14 protein-coding genes are annotated in these 15,345 nt (G+C 47.3%); all 14 read right to left on the bottom strand.

Annotated elements, in window-relative coordinates; translation table 11 throughout:
• Window positions 1-62: 62 nt before the first annotated feature.
• The 14 genes from DWX61_RS03825 to DWX61_RS03760 all read right to left on the bottom strand — a co-directional run bounded on the left by DWX61_RS03825 (window position 63) and on the right by DWX61_RS03760 (window position 15,198).
• The gene (locus DWX61_RS03825) at window positions 63-608 is read right to left on the bottom strand and encodes a DUF2284 domain-containing protein (RefSeq protein WP_110102280.1); all 546 of its coding nucleotides are present in this window, start codon (window positions 606-608) and stop codon (window positions 63-65) included.
• Window positions 605-1,567 (bottom strand): tRNA dihydrouridine synthase, encoded by a 963-nt coding sequence (locus tag DWX61_RS03820; RefSeq protein WP_110102278.1) that lies wholly within the window; start codon window positions 1,565-1,567, stop codon window positions 605-607. Before DWX61_RS03820 ends, DWX61_RS03825 begins: the two co-directional genes overlap by 4 nt.
• The gene (locus DWX61_RS03815) at window positions 1,564-2,355 is read right to left on the bottom strand and encodes an NYN domain-containing protein (protein WP_022426781.1); all 792 of its coding nucleotides are present in this window, start codon (window positions 2,353-2,355) and stop codon (window positions 1,564-1,566) included. Before DWX61_RS03815 ends, DWX61_RS03820 begins: the two co-directional genes overlap by 4 nt.
• Before the next feature lie 44 nt (window positions 2,356-2,399).
• Complete coding sequence (locus DWX61_RS03810) at window positions 2,400-3,668, bottom strand: L-cysteine desulfidase family protein (RefSeq protein ID WP_330674867.1); 1,269 nt, start codon at window positions 3,666-3,668, stop codon at window positions 2,400-2,402.
• Window positions 3,669-3,697: 29 nt separating this feature from the next.
• Window positions 3,698-4,675, bottom strand: coding sequence for an ABC transporter ATP-binding protein (locus DWX61_RS03805; protein ID WP_021650544.1), 978 nt, complete (start codon window positions 4,673-4,675; stop codon window positions 3,698-3,700).
• On the bottom strand, window positions 4,672-5,631 hold the full coding sequence (locus DWX61_RS03800) for an ABC transporter ATP-binding protein (RefSeq protein WP_118623901.1): 960 nt from the start codon (window positions 5,629-5,631) through the stop codon (window positions 4,672-4,674). The genes DWX61_RS03805 and DWX61_RS03800 overlap by 4 nt, the downstream gene beginning before the upstream one ends.
• Window positions 5,632-5,646: 15 nt before the next feature.
• Window positions 5,647-6,480 carry an ABC transporter permease gene (locus DWX61_RS03795; RefSeq protein ID WP_021650546.1) on the bottom strand — a complete coding sequence of 278 codons (834 nt, stop codon included), beginning with the start codon at window positions 6,478-6,480 and terminating at the stop codon, window positions 5,647-5,649.
• Window positions 6,481-6,493: 13 nt separating this feature from the next.
• Entirely contained in the window at window positions 6,494-7,444 is a 951-nt protein-coding gene (locus tag DWX61_RS03790) for an ABC transporter permease (protein ID WP_270390727.1), read from the bottom strand.
• 99 nt (window positions 7,445-7,543) lie between these two features.
• Window positions 7,544-9,115: an ABC transporter substrate-binding protein gene (locus tag DWX61_RS03785; RefSeq protein ID WP_118623897.1), complete on the bottom strand. Its 1,572-nt coding sequence runs from the start codon at window positions 9,113-9,115 to the stop codon at window positions 7,544-7,546.
• A 223-nt stretch (window positions 9,116-9,338) separates the two neighbouring features.
• Window positions 9,339-10,673, bottom strand: coding sequence for an MATE family efflux transporter (locus DWX61_RS03780; RefSeq protein ID WP_118623895.1), 1,335 nt, complete (start codon window positions 10,671-10,673; stop codon window positions 9,339-9,341).
• Window positions 10,673-10,960, bottom strand: coding sequence for a co-chaperone GroES (groES, locus tag DWX61_RS03775; protein ID WP_118513433.1), 288 nt, complete (start codon window positions 10,958-10,960; stop codon window positions 10,673-10,675). Before groES ends, DWX61_RS03780 begins: the two co-directional genes overlap by 1 nt.
• 115 nt (window positions 10,961-11,075) lie before the next feature.
• Window positions 11,076-11,555, bottom strand: coding sequence for a 23S rRNA (pseudouridine(1915)-N(3))-methyltransferase RlmH (gene rlmH / locus DWX61_RS03770; protein WP_021650552.1), 480 nt, complete (start codon window positions 11,553-11,555; stop codon window positions 11,076-11,078).
• A complete protein-coding gene (locus tag DWX61_RS03765; RefSeq protein ID WP_118623893.1) occupies window positions 11,552-14,299 on the bottom strand; it encodes an FtsK/SpoIIIE family DNA translocase in 2,748 nt (915 codons plus the stop codon). Before DWX61_RS03765 ends, rlmH begins: the two co-directional genes overlap by 4 nt.
• Before the next feature lie 23 nt (window positions 14,300-14,322).
• Complete coding sequence (locus DWX61_RS03760) at window positions 14,323-15,198, bottom strand: undecaprenyl-diphosphate phosphatase (protein WP_118623891.1); 876 nt, start codon at window positions 15,196-15,198, stop codon at window positions 14,323-14,325.
• Window positions 15,199-15,345: the final 147 nt, after the last annotated feature.

Below are 15,345 nucleotides of genomic sequence, written 5' to 3'. Positions count from 1 at the left end.
TCATTAATCTATGCCGGAGGATTTCTTCTTATGTATCTTTCGCTGCATCTGCTTTTTGTCTTTTATCTGCGGATCAGCACCATGGAAAACCATAGGATGGTATTTCCACCCAGATTGTATTCCATAGCTTCCTTTTCTACGATCTCACTGACAACCACGCCATAGCTTTCCAGACATGGATGCATATGCTCCGGAAAACGGCATGGTTTTCCGTCCAGATAGGCACAGTGTTCACAGAAGTCACAGGATTCCGTGGAAAGTGTAAAGGTCTCGTAGCCCTCTCCCTCCAGAAAATCACGTACCTTCTCTGTAAGCGCTTCGTGTTCCATTCTTGTGGAAAGCATCTCCTTCATGTTCATGATATCCGATACCTCCGCAACGCTGGAAAAGAAAACTGCTCTCGGATAGCTCCTGATCTTCTTTTCGCATTCTGACAGCTCTCCCACTGCCGGAGGACAGGCCCATGTGCTCCCATAACGTTCACATTCCTGTTTACAGATCGTACGCACACGTGACTGTACTTTAATATCCCCTGTATCCAGCACACGATACTCAAAAATGGGATACTGGGAAATAAATTCATCAAATTTTTCTTTTATACTGTTCATACCTTTAAGATCTCCTGTTCTCCAAAAAGGCTCATAACTGCTGCCTCATAGTCACCAAAATGCTGGGATTTTTTGATCTTTTTCAGATATCTGGCATAATTGGTAAAGCCCGGTGCCATATAACTCCACAATTCCTTCATGCGGAAAAGTACATTTCGTTCTCCTGAAAGATGTTCCTGATAATCCCGGTAAAGACGGTCATGAAACTGCCGCAGCTTTTTCCGGTATTCTTCCCGGTGATCCTCTCCGTCTTCTTTTTGCATAATGGCATCCAGAAGATAGGGCCTTGCGATCAGGCCTCTTCCGTACATGACGCTGTCTGCATCCGGAAATTTCTCCCGGATTTCCTGATAAGCCTCCACTGAAAAAATATCCCCGTTATATCCCAAAGGAACCTTCAGCTTTTCCCTTGCCTCCTCATACAGTCCATATCTGGGAATCCCCTTATAATGATCCTTCAGAAGGCGTGGATGGATGATCAGCTCCTTCAGCGGATATCTGCCGTAGATCTCAAGAAGCCGTTCCCAGTCTTCCTCATAATCCGTTCCCACTCTCGTTTTTATGGAGATCTCCATCCCGGTCTTTTCGAAGATCTCATCCAGAAAACGTTCCAGCTTATCCGGCTCGCCCAGGAAACCGGCACCCTTTCCCTTGGCTGTGACAGTTCCCGAGGGGCATCCCAGATTGAGATTTACTTCCCTGTGTCCGTATTCATCCCGGAAGATATGCGCTGTTTTCACAAAATCCTCCGCATTGTTGGTCAGGATCTGGGGAATCACCGGAAGATCTCCGTTGGTTTCCGGTGATACCTCTTTGATCTCCTTGCTGCTGAGACGTTTATTGGGCTTGGCAGTGATGAAGGGAGTAAAATATTTATCCATGGGATAAAAATAGTCATGATATGCATTCCGGTAGACCCAGTTGGTTACGCCCTCCATAGGTGCCAGATAATTCTTCATTGTTTATCCTCCTTCATGCGGAAATAGATCTGCTTTCTCCCTCCGCTTCCCGTGGGGATCCTGCCTGTTTCATAATTTCCCAGAGATTTGATAAAGGGGGTCAACTTGGAATATCCGTAATTACGCACATCAAAATCCGGAAGTCGTTTCCCAAGCTGGTCGCCCAGCTGTCCGGAGGAAAGCCATCCCTCTTCGTCGGAAAATTTCTCGATGATGGCATTAATGGCTTTGCGTACCCGCTTAAGATCTTTGTTCTTCCTGGAGCCGGAGCTGCTCTGTTTGCTGCTGTTTCCGGATTTTTTAGCTTCTGCTGCAGTAGCCAGATCTTCCTTCTTCTCTTCCTCCTGCTGGTTGCGGTAGAGAAGATCCAGATATTTAAACTGGTTGCATGCGGAAATAAACGGCTTCGGCGTCTTCTCCTCACCCATACCCAGGACCAGCATTCCGGATTCCCGGAGCCTTGCTGCCAGGCGGGTAAAATCACTGTCCGAAGAAACAATACAATATCCATCCACATTTCCGGAATACAGAATATCCATGGCATCAATGATCATCGCCGAATCGGTGGCGTTTTTTCCGGTGGTATAGCTGTACTGCTGAATAGGAATGATGGAATCCTCCAGAAGAACCTTTTTCCAGGAGGAAAGCCGTGCACTGGTCCAGTCTCCATAGATCCGTTTGTAGGTGGCTATGCCGATGTTTGCCACTTCATCCACGATGATCTTGATGTATTTGTCTGATACATTATCTGCATCGATCAGTATTGCAATTCTTAATTCGTTGTCCATAAATCCAACCTTTTCTGTTTAATCTGTGCCATCTCCGATGCGGATCAATGCTCCAGCATGATCTTGAGGATCTCTCTGTCTGTTTCCTTCATGCCGTCTTTTCCGATCTGTCCCACACAGCTGATGGTCTCTGCGGTTTCTTCCTGGAGAATTCCTGTATAAGGTGCATAAGACTGCCCGTTCATGGCAAGATGATGCGCCAGGAAGGCTGCGTCAAGACAGGCTGCGATCTTGGCAGCACAGGAGATCTTGGCCCCATCACAGATGATTCCCGGAATATTGGCAAGGGTATTCTCGATCGTTTTTTTGATCAGGGAAATATCTCCGCCTACCATATAGGTAATGGCAGCTCCGGCTGCACAGGAGGCCGATACCGCCCCGCAGAAGGCAGACAGCTTCCCTATATATTGCTTCTGATAGACTGTGAGGAGATTGGAAAACACCAGGGCCCTGTAGAGGCTGTAATCCGGCAGCTCCATCTCTCTTGCATAGACGATCAGCGGAACAGAGCATGCAATTCCCTGATTTCCGCTTCCGGAATTGATGACAACCGGCATATCACAGCCACCCATACGTGCCTCGGAAGCTGCTGCAGTAAGACTTCTCATTCTGGTGAGCATATCATGAGAATAGTTTTCACGGATCACGCGCCCGATACCCAGGCCGTATTTTCCGGTCATACCCTCATGAGCAATGGCCATATTGCTTCTGATCTGCGCATCCAGAAGTTCCTTTACATCGGAAAGCTCTACGGTATCCGCAAATTCCCGAATATCCTCCAGATTTAACAGGCCGCGGTCCGTCTCTTCCTTTTCTTCCACAGCTTTGTCTGCATCAAGGAGGACTTCCCCGTTTTTGCTGATCCTGGTCACGTTGATATGGTCGTATTTGATCTCCAGGCTGACGGTATCTTCACCAGCATACATTTCGATGATAATGTGAAGGACCACCGGCGTGTCCAGAAGCTCTACCTTACAGATATCTGCCTCCAGAAGTTCCCGGCAGCGTGCCCTGCCCTTTTCATCGACTTTGGAAAGAACCTCCATATCCAGAGAAGCATCTCCTGCTACCGCCCCAAGGATCACACCTGCAGGAATTCCCTTTAATCCCCCGGAATTGGGGATGATCACACAACGCACATTTTTGATGATATTTCCGGAACATTTTGCCACGATACGCTCCGGCTCTTTTCCAAGGATCTCTCTTGCTCTTGCCGCGCCATAGGCCAGGGCAATAGGTTCTGTACATCCCATAGCCGGGATCATCTCCTCACGGAGGATCGCCAGATAGTTTTTATATATATTTATGTCCACTTTTTTATTTACCTTCCCGTATTTTATGATTATTTCTTTTCCTGATATTTATGACATGCTACCATATGTCCCGGCTCCACCTGACGAAGTGCCGGTGTTTCCTGTCTGCAGCGTTCCTCACACCACGGACAGCGGTTATGGAAGCGGCAGCCCCCGATAGATCTGGACTGTACTCCGGTATCCGTAACGATCTGATCCAGAGTTTTGACTCTCGGGTCCGGAACCGGAATCGAGGAGATCAGCATTTTTGTATAAGGATGCAGCGGATTGGAATAGAGCTTATCTGCATCTGCGATCTCCATGAGATTTCCAAGATAAAGCACCCCGATCTCATCACAGATCTTCTGGACCACCTGCAGCTGATGGCTGATGAACAGGTAGGTCAGCCCGTATTTTTCCTGAAGATCCTGAAGCATCTGAACGATCTGGGCCTGCAGGGAAACATCCAGCGCAGAAATGGGTTCATCGCAGACTACAAATTCCGGCTGTACGGAAAGTGCTCTTGCAATGGAAATCCTCTGACGCTGTCCGCCGGAGAACTCATGAGGATACTTCAGAAGATCCTGCTCTTTGAGGCCAACCACGCGGATCAGTTCTTTTGCACGCTCTTTGCGTTCTTTCTGCGTGTACATTTTATGGATCGCCATAGGCTCACAGATGATATCCTGCACTGTATGGCTTGGGTCCAAAGAGGAATAGGGATCCTGAAAAACGGACTGCATTTTTTTGCGGTATGGAAGCAGTTCTTTTTCCCCCATGGCTCCGATCTCTGTTCCTTCATAAAAAATCTCACCGCCTGTGGGTTTATGATAACGTAAGATTGCCTTTCCGATGGTAGATTTTCCGCTTCCGGATTCTCCTACCAGACCGAAGGTTTTTCCCTTTTCAATAGAAAAGCTTACCTGATCCACAGCCTTCAGTATGCCCGGCTTAAAGGACAGAAGCTTCGGAGATTTCTGTTTAAAATATACTTTCAGATCTTTTACTTCAATTAAGGGCTTGCTCATCTCTTCTCCTCCCTTCTGTGACAGAATATCCTGTGTCCCTCTGAAGCCTCATAATATTTCGGAAGACAGGCTTCACACGTTTTGTTCGCATATTTACAGCGATTCAGGAAAGGACACAGATCACCGTTTCCGTCCGAAAGATCTCTCTCCAGAAACTGTTCAAAGGTACCTCCCACCCGCGGCATGCTTGCGATCAGTGCCTGTGTATAGGGATGTCCCGGATGAAGAAAGATCTCTTCTACAGTTCCCTCTTCCACTACGTAGCCACCACACATAACAGCTACCCGTTTACAGGTCTGCGCCACAACGCCCAGATCATGGGTGATCAGGATGATACTCATATTGTTCTTTTTCTGAAGTTCCAGAAGCAGGTGAAGGATCTGCGCCTGGATCGTAACATCCAGGGCTGTGGTCGGCTCATCGGCGATCAGGACCTTCGGATCACTGCTCATGGCCATGGCGATCATCACACGCTGGCGCATACCGCCGGAAAGCTCGTGGGGATAGCTGTTCATAGCCTTTTCCGGGTCTGTGATGCCTACGGCTGTGAGAAGCTCCAGCACCCGGGCCTTTGCTTCTTTTTTGTCCATGTTGGTATGGCGTCGGATCAGCTCTACCATCTTATTGCCAACAGTGTAAACCGGATTCAGTGCGGAAAGCGAATCCTGAAAGATCATGGCGATCTCACCACCGCGGATCTCACGGAGCTCTGCTTCGTTTTTCTTCAGGATATCTTCTCCCCGGAACAGGATCTCACCGCCCATGATCTTACAGTTGGATGGTCCGAGACGGAGAATGGATTTGGTGGTCACACTTTTTCCGCTTCCGGACTCTCCTACGATCCCGAAAAAATCCCCCTCACCGATGGCAAAGCCAGCACCTTTTACTGCCTGTGTCTCTCCAAGGTCTGTAAAGAAAGACACCTTCAGATCTTTTACTTCCAGTAATTTTTCCATATGTAAATGTCCTCCTTACTTGGGCTCGAATACTTTTCTTAATACTTCTCCCAGATAATTGAAGCTGACGACAGTGATCAGGATCAGGATTCCGGGGAAAATAGCCAGATACGGTGCCTGCTGGATATAGCGCTGTGCATTGCTCAGCATACTTCCCCAGGAAGCCGTAGGCGGTTGGATACCCAGGCCGAAAAAGCTCAGTGCAGATTCCATCAGGATGGCATTGGCAATGTTCATGGTTGCAGCCACGATAATGGTAGGCATGATGTTAGGCAGGATATGGTGTACAATGGTGGAGAATTTCTTCTGTCCGGAGATCTTTGCATAGATGACATACTCTCTCTCGTTCAGGGAAATAGTCTCGCCACGGACGATCCTGGCAATGTTCATCCAGGTCAGAAAGCCGATGATCAGGACAATGTTCTGAAGTCCCGGTTTCAGGAAGGCATTCATAACGATCATGATCAGGAATGTCGGAAGGCTCATCAATGCATCCACCAGACGCATCAGCACCGCATCCACCGTTCCTCCCACAAAACCGCTGATGGAACCGATGATCACGCCAAGGGCTGTAGAAAGCACCATGGAAAGGAAGCCCACCAGAAGTGATGCTCTTCCTCCGTAAATACAGCGAGCCAGATAATCCCGTCCCATATCATCCGTACCGAAAAGATGCGCCATGGAAGGAGCATTCAGTCTCTCTGTGGCGCTGATGGCATTGGGATCTACCGGATACAGAAAGGCAAAAATGGAGATCAGTGCCAAAAGGATGATAGCTGCTGCACCTACCACTGCAAGTTTATTTGTCTTAAAACCAAGTTTGATATTTTTCCAGATATTTTCTCTCATGTTCCTTCACCTCCTAACATCCTGCTTTCCGGATCCTCGGATCAAAGACAGCATACAGAATATCTGCCAGAAGATTTCCGAGCACCACAAGAAGCGCGGTGAACATGGTAATTCCCATGATCAGGGGATAATCATACTGCATGACGGCAGTAACTGCCAGCTGACCGATTCCCGGCCATGCAAAAACCTGCTCGGTGATAATGGCACCGGATACCAGGGACTGCAGGCTCATTCCGAGAACTGTGATCATAGGAAGCATGGCATTTTTCAGTACATGCCGGAAAAGGATTCCAGACTCTTTCATTCCGTAAGCCTTCTGCACCATAACATAATCGGAGGACATTTCCGTAATGGTACTGCTTCTTAAATACCGGATGTACTGTGACGCATTTGCAAAGGTCAGAACTGCACAAGGCATGACCATATGCAGGATCAAATCTCCAAAGGAACGGTTTCCGTCTGAATGCATACCGATACTTGGCAGGATATGTAAATGCACACTGAGGAGATAGATCAGCATGATACCGAACCAGAAAGTAGGAATGGAGATACCTACATAACAAAACATACTGGTAATCTTATCCAGAACACCATTCTTATTCTTTCCGGAATACAGGCCCAGTACAATGGCAATGAGAAAACCAAGCAGCATGCTGGTTCCCATGAGGATCACGGTTGCGGGAAGCCTCTCCAGCATCTGTGTCAGGACCGGACGGTTATTCATCAGAGAATTTCCGAAATTCCCGTGAAGGATCCTTCCCAGCCACAGAAAGTACTGCTCATAGAGAGGCTTTGTAAGTCCCAGGCTTTCTCTCAGGTTCTGGATATATTCTTCACTCATATTTGGTTCCACATAAGTCAGAACAGGATCTCCGGGCGCTGCTTTTGTCAGTGCAAAGCAGAGAACAGAGACAATAAACAGTGTCAGAATACACTGTATCAGTCGGTTTACGATCTTCTTCAAAATGTACCTCCTTTATTTTCCCCGAAAACAGGAAATCGGCTGGCGCAAAAAACGCGTCAGCCTCTTTCTGTTTCCGGTATTCATCCGCTATAAAATTATTTATTTCTCCAATGTGTAGATCTTGGAATAATCATAATAAATAGTTTTTAACAGACATTCATCAAAGCCCCCGAAATCTTTACTTACCGCATAGAAACCATTGGAATAAGCGATCGGATAGATATACATGTTATCATTGATCGTATTCTGGATCTCTTTATAAATCTCACCACGTTTTGTCTCATCTGCAGTGCTGTTGCCATCTTCCCACAATGCATCCAGATCTGTATCCTTGATCCTGGAATAGTTGGAACGGCTGTCGGAAGAACTCATGTCTGCGTAAAGGCTCGGCTCTTCTCCCAGAGTATAGAAGCTCAGTACCAGATCATAATCTGTGCACTCCGGATCCTTTGTTTTATTCTTGAAGGTAGACTCATCTGTAGGAAGAAGATTGATGGTGATTCCTACATTTGCAAGGGCAGACTGTACATACAGAGCCTCACTCTCCATTGTCTTATCTGTGGAGATATACATCAGGTTCAGAGAAAGATTTGTCTTTCCTGCTTCGGAAAGGAGCTCCTGTGCTTTAGCCGGATCATTGTCGTAGGTATTGTCCGGTTTTGTATAGTAGAGTGTATCCGGTGTAAAAATAGAATCCGCAGGCTCTGCATAGTCCTCGGAAATGAAAGCAAACTGGCAGAACTCCTCTTTATTCAGTGCGTATGCGATTGCCTGACGTACCTTTACATCCTGAAGATCTTTGTTCAGCTCATTCATGAACATGGCGTTGACACGTCCGGAATTATAGGTATTGATGTTTACGTTATCGTAAGCACTGACGGTATCATAATCATCTGCACTGATCAGACGTGCATCCAGATCTCCGCTTGCAAGTGCCGCATTGGCGGAACTGGAATCCTTTACGATCTTGAAGGTGATGGAATCCAGATTTACATCATCAAAATAGTCGTCGAATTTTGTTACTTTATAATACTCTCCGGATTTGTATTCCTCGAACTTAAAAGGACCGTTTCCCACCGGTTCATTGTTGAGATCACTTTCTCCGATATTCTCCACGCCGTCATAAATATGCTTCGGAATACAGTAAACCTGGCTCAGTCCGCCAAGAAAGCCTGCGGAAGATGACCCAAGGGAAAGCTTGACTGTAAGGTCATCAACCTTCTCTGCCTCTACTGCCTTATCATTAACGTATCCGTAAGAAGAGTACGGAACATTCTGCTTCTCATCTACCAGCACCTGCATGGTAAATACCACATCATCGGCTGTGATCGGCTGACCGTCATGCCATTTCAGTCCGTCTTTCAGCTTCAGTGTGAATTCGCTGGCATCATCATTGGCTGTTACACTTTCGCAAAGTCCGTTTCCGTAATACATCTCTCCGTTCACGATCTCAAAAAACGGGCTGTACAGTGCCTGCATCATATCGAAGCTTGTCTGATCCACAACATAAAGCGGATTGATGTTCTGCGGATCTGTTGTTTCTGCAATGGTAATATTTCCACCTTCCGCCTTAGTTCCTTCTGTTTCTGCTGCAAAAACAGTCATTCCTGACATGACAGTTGTTCCTGCCACTGCAGCTGCCAGAAGCGCTGCCAGTACTTTTTTTCTCATTTCCTGTTCCTCCTGTGTTTCAGTGAGTATTCCTCTTTTTCCTACCAGTTTAATATGATATAGGCAAGATAATACTATACCATATTACCTTTGTCAAGCTGTCCCTGGCTCTTCAGAGATTTTTTTACTGCATTTCGCTAAAGCTTGTATTTATTCTACATACAGATCACACAGGCGTCAAGATAAATTTTCTGTATCTTGCCTCTGATCTATATATATTTCCTTAATTCGTCATATTTTTGATCCAATGTCCGTAATTGCACTTCAAAAATGCAGGCACGCATTTAAAGATCTGATCTGCATTCAGGCAGCATACCACTACTGCCGGAGATGCATTGACCACAAATGCCATAAACATGGACAGGGGAATCACGATCCCCCAGGTACTGATCAAATCCACCTTCATGGAATAGGCGATGCTTCCGCTTCCCCGGATAATACCACCGTTTGTCGGCATCTGATAGGACATCCCTACCATTACCACACTTAAAATGATAAGAAAAGTATTGGCCATCTCTCTCGTTTCCGGCGAAAGCTGATACAGGCTCAGCACCGGGATCCGGATAAAGAAAAGAAGGATACCACAGGTGAGTCCCATGACTACAAATAATTTCTGGAGCTTTTTGGAATAAACCTTCGCGAGTTCCAGGTTCCCGGAACCGATGGTTTTTCCCATGGTAACTGATGCAGCGGAGGCGGCTCCCACAGCAGCGGATTTCACCATCAAAAACAGATTGGAGGCTGCACTGTTGGCGGCAATGGCTGCTGCTGTCATATGTCCCAGGATTGCTGTCTGAAGAGCCGTATTCACGCCCCAGAGTCCCTGGAGCACCAGCAATGGACATACCACCTTATAATATTTCCGGCCGAACCTTAGGTCTGAATGCAGATAATCCCGGATACAAATGCCGATCCAGCTCTGTTTTTTGCAGATATAGATGATCAGAACACAGATCTCCGCAATACGGGCAGTCAGTGTTCCCACAGCAGCTCCTGCGGCTCCCATCCTGGGTGCACCAAAATGTCCGTAGATCAGGATCCAGTTTATGCTGCAGTTGATCACAAGAGTCATTACCGAAAGCCCGAAGGCAACCCCTGCAATTTCCACACAACGCAGTGTAGCAAGCAGGATCTGCGTCACCGCAAAGAAAAAGTAAGTAAACCGGATGATCGCCAGATAGGAACAGCCGGCTTCAATAATCGTCTGGTCTGTTGTAAAAAGCCCCAGCAGCTGTGTCGGAAAAAGGCTGGCCAGGATAAACAGCACAAGGGCAATAAAAAGGCCTGTGCGCATGGCCCAGGCACTGATCCTTCTTACCGGCTCTGTCTCTTTCTTTCCCCAGTACTGACTTCCGAATATGACAAGTCCGTCTCCCAGCGCCATAAGCAGCTGCTGAAAGACGAACTGTACCTGGTTTACGGTGGTCACACCGGATAATGCAGTTTCGCTGAAGGCTCCAAGCATAATGTTGTCAGCAAGATTGACACTTAAGGTCACTACATTCTGCAACACCAGCATGGAGCATAATTTCAGAAAATTACGATAAAAATTCTTCATCAGTCTTTTACGATGGCAATGATATCATCTGCGTTGATCACCAGATATTTCTCACCCTCATATTTGATCTCAGTTCCTGTGTATTTTCCGTAGATCACACGGTCACCTGGCTTTACCTGTACCGGTACTTCTTTACCGTCTACGACCTTACCGCCACCTACTGCGATAACCTCTGCCTGCTGGGTTTTCTCCCTGGAGCTGTCCGGAAGCACGATGCCGGATGCGGTTTTGTCTTCTGTCTCAAAATATTTTACGATAACTCTGTCTGCAACTGGTTTTAATGCCATGTTCATTTCCTTCTTTCTGTGATTATTAGCACTCTTGAGTTTCGAGTGCTACTCTTTTCTTATCATACTACATATCCGAAAATTGTCAAGATATTTGCGGATATGCAGTATGATATTATTTATGATAGGGTTCTCCGCTGATGATACGATAGCTGCGGTAGATCTGTTCCAGAAGGATCACACGCATCAGCTGATGAGGAAATGTCATTTTCGAAAAGCTTAAAGCATAGTCTGATCTCTTCAGTACTTCTTTTCCAAGGCCGATAGAGCCGCCGATCACAAACTGGATATGGCTGGTCCCACGTATTCCCAGTTCGTTGATCTTCCGTGCAAAGTTCTCAGAGGTCAGCTGTTCGCCTCCGATCTCCAGAGTGATCACAAACGCATCATCCCGGATATATTTGAGAAGACGCTCCCCTTCCTTGTTCCGAATGGCATCTTCTACTGTTTCGCTGGCATTATCCGGTGTTTTTTCGTCGGACACTTCTATGATCTCCAACTTGCAGTAACGCCCGAGGCGCTTGGAATACTCCGCAATGGCATCCCGCAGATATTTTTCCTTGATCTTCCCTACTGTCAGGATACTTATTTTCATCCGCCGTTCTCCTCCAGATAATTCTCAAATTCTTCTGCTGACATCAAAACCTTCCTTGGCTTGGTTCCTTCCTCCGGGCCTACCACTCCTGCGTCACAAAGCTGATCCATGATCCTTGCCGCACGGTTAAATCCGATCTTGAACATACGCTGGAGCATACCGATGGAGGCCTTTTCCTTTTCAATGATAAATTTACCAGCTTCTGTAAAATAGACATCTCTGTCACCGCCGCCGGCTCCTCCCGGGACACCGGCTGTATTGACCTGCTTCTCGATGGAGGTATCATAAACAGCACCCTGGTTTTTGTCAGAAACATATTCTACGACTGCACTGACCTCCTCATCTGAAACAAAAGCACCCTGCAGTCTGGCCGGCTTCTGATACCCCTGAGGATAAAACAGCATATCGCCCTTGCCAAGAAGTTTCTCGGCACCGTTCATATCCAGGATCGTCCTGGAATCCACACCGGAAGATACGGAAAATGCGATCCTGGACGGCATATTGGCCTTGATCAGACCTGTGATGACATTGACAGATGGCCTCTGGGTAGCAATGATCAGATGGATACCTGCTGCACGTGCCAGCTGGGCCAGGCGGCAGATCGCATCCTCAACTTCTCCCGGCGCAACCATCATAAGATCCGCAAGCTCGTCCACGATGATCACGATCTGCGGCATCTTCTCAGGTGCCTTTTCTCCCTCCGGGACCCGCATATTGGCAACTTTTTTGTTATATTCTCCAAGATTACGTACCCCATATTCCGCAAAAGCATTGTAACGGCTGGTCATCTCAGAAACAGCCCAGTTCAGCGCACCGGCCGCTTTCTTCGGATCTGTGACTACCGGAATGAACAGGTGCGGGATCCCGTTATATACACTGAGCTCCACCACCTTCGGATCGATCATGATCAGACGCACCTCATCCGGTGTAGCCTTATAAAGGATGCTGATGATCAGCGTATTGATGCAGACGGATTTTCCGGAGCCGGTTGCCCCGGCGATAAGAAGATGAGGCATCTTGGCAATATCCGCCACTACCGGTTTTCCGGCAATATCCTTACCTGCTGCAAAGGACAGCTTGGATTTTGCATTTTTAAACTCCTCTGACTGAAGAAGATCCCGCAGCATGACCGGGCTGTTCTCCTTGTTCGGGACCTCGATCCCCACGGCTGCCTTTCCCGGTATCGGTGCTTCGATACGGATATCCGGTGTAGCAAGATTCAGCTTGATATCATCGGAAAGACCAACGATCTTGCTGACCTTCACACCCATTTCCGGCTGCAGTTCATAGCGGGTAACGGTAGGTCCGCAGCTCACATTGGTAACGGTTACATTAACGCCGAAATTATGCAGGGTTTCTTGAAGCTTCTGTGCTGTTTTTCGCAGATGTGCATCGGAATCCCCCTGAGATCTGCCATCTCCGCGCTTCAGAAGCTTCAGCGGCGGATACTGATATGGTTTCTTCTCCGGAGCTCCCCCCTGGCTGATCTCATGCTGGATATTTCTGATCCCATGCTCGATCTCTGTCTGAGATGACTTCGGGTTTCTGGAGGGCTGATGGGATGCCTTCTGTTCAGCTTCCGGCTGAGGATCCTCCTTTATCTCAGCGAGAACGGCTGCCTTTCCTGTTTCCCGGGAAGCTTTTGCTGTTGCATCTGTCTTTGCCGGCAGGATCTGCTGCATCTCGGGAATATCCACATCCTCGTAGCCGTCATAGGCATCCTCCTCTTCGGCTTCCTGCATTTCTCTTTCGAAATCCGGCTCCTCCGACTCTTCCCGGGCCGGCTGCGGCTGTGAACGGTGGATCTGGAATTCCAGCGGCCGGGCATGCTCCTCCGGTTTCTCCTCAAGCCCTGGATCCTCTTCTGTCAGCTCTGTATCTGCCGGAAGTACAGCCTTTTGTTCATCAAGAAAAGAAGGAAGATTAAATTCTCCTTCCCGGTTCGCCTTCACCGCAGCCTGTCTTTCCTTCTGCGATCTTCTGGCTTTTTTCTTTTGTTTTTTTGAGATATTTTCCGGATCTTCCTCTGTAAGGGCAAGTTCTTCTTCCTCCAGCTCTTCTTCCAGCCGGCGGATCTTCTCCGCTCTTTTTTCCGCACGGATCTTTCTGCGAAGCTCCTTCTGCTTTTCTCTGTCCGGCTGTCCCTCAAGATAAGCTTCTTTGCCCTCTCGTGCTGCATCTGTAAAAAAGTCCAGGATCTTATTCATAAATCCGAAGAAGGATCTCTGTGTTATGATGATGAGAGATACAAGAAGCACCAGAACGATGATCACAGTTCCGCCCACAACACCAAAAGCGGATGCTGTGGAAATACATACCGCACCACCGAATACTCCACCGCCGGTACGGTATTCCGAACTCAGTGAATAATAATCCGAAAACGTGGTACTTGGCGTATAGCCCTCTGTGATCAGCTGAAGAAAGCCGCAGAGGAACACAAAAAATACCACGCCTGCCAGTACCTTTTTGTAGGCAAGGCGGTTGGTATTGTTCACGATCAGGAACGTAACTCCGGCAAAAAGCAGGATCGGGAAAATATATGCGCAAAGTCCCATGATGCCAAAACATACGGCACTGATGGCATTTCCTACGATCCCTCCCATACCAAATGCACTGATCATCAGGATCAGGCAGGCCGCAAACATCACAAGGATCAGGATCTCTGTCTGAAAGCGGTTACCGACAGGCTGCTGCTTCGCCGCAGGTTTTCTTTTTCTTTTTTTTGTCGTTTTTGAAGCTGCCATTGTCAGACTCCTCCCAGTTGATATCAAATATAATTCGCTGCCAGAATAAGGATTCCGGCTGCAAAAGAATAAAATGCAAAATAACGCAGTCTGACCTGATTCGAAAGCTTAAGCATAAAACGGATCACCAGATAGCCTGTGATCCCGGCTACGATCATTCCAAGAACATAAGTAAATCCCTGGCCAACAGTCATATGAACAGAAGTGAACTCTCCCATCTCCACAAAAAAAGCTCCCAACACAGCCGGAATGCTCATCAACAGCGAATATTTCACTGCAAACTTCCGTCCGAGGCCGCAGAAAAGTCCTGCACTCATGGTAAGTCCAAGTCTGGAAAGTCCCGGAAACACGGAAAGGCCCTGACAGATACCCATCCACATAGCATCTCCAAAACTGGTTTCTCTTGTTCCCTTGCTGCCATTGACATTACTGTAGTCCACAACAAGGAGGATCACACCTGTAAGAAGGATTCCGATCCCGGAAAACATGTGTGAGGATGCGCTTCGCACAACAAGTCGTTTGCACTGATATCCGATCAGGACTGTAGGAATGGTGGATACCATGATCAGGGCGGTAAGCTTCCGATAAGTTCCACTTATGATCTTTGCATAGGTAAGCTCTTTCCCAGTCCTACGGTTATAGAGAAAAATATTGGCATTTCCGATCAGATCCAGTATCATTCCGATCAGCTCGATCCCGATCTTCTTGATGTCCTTCAGAAAAACAAGGATCAGAGCTATCATAGTTCCCAGATGGAGCATCACTTCAAAAAGCACACCGGAACCTCTGGTACCGCCCAAAAGATCCTGCACTCCACAGAGATGTCCGAAGCTGCTCACCGGCAGAAATTCGGTGATTCCCTGAATGATTCCCAATATAATCGCATGTATCACTGACATAATGATATTTCCTTTTCTTAAATTTTTTCCAACACATTATAGCATAACTGAGTAAAACTTACAATCTTCACTTGGCAAAAGTTTCAAACAAATGTTCTTTTTTGATCTGCAAGAAAAAAAATCCTCCGGCTGCATCAGAAAACACAG

This window comes from Ruminococcus sp. AF20-12LB (assembly GCF_003478985.1).
In the GTDB taxonomy this organism is placed as follows: Bacteria; Bacillota; Clostridia; order Lachnospirales; family Lachnospiraceae; genus Blautia_A.
This window is presented reverse-complemented; position numbering and strand designations above follow the sequence as displayed.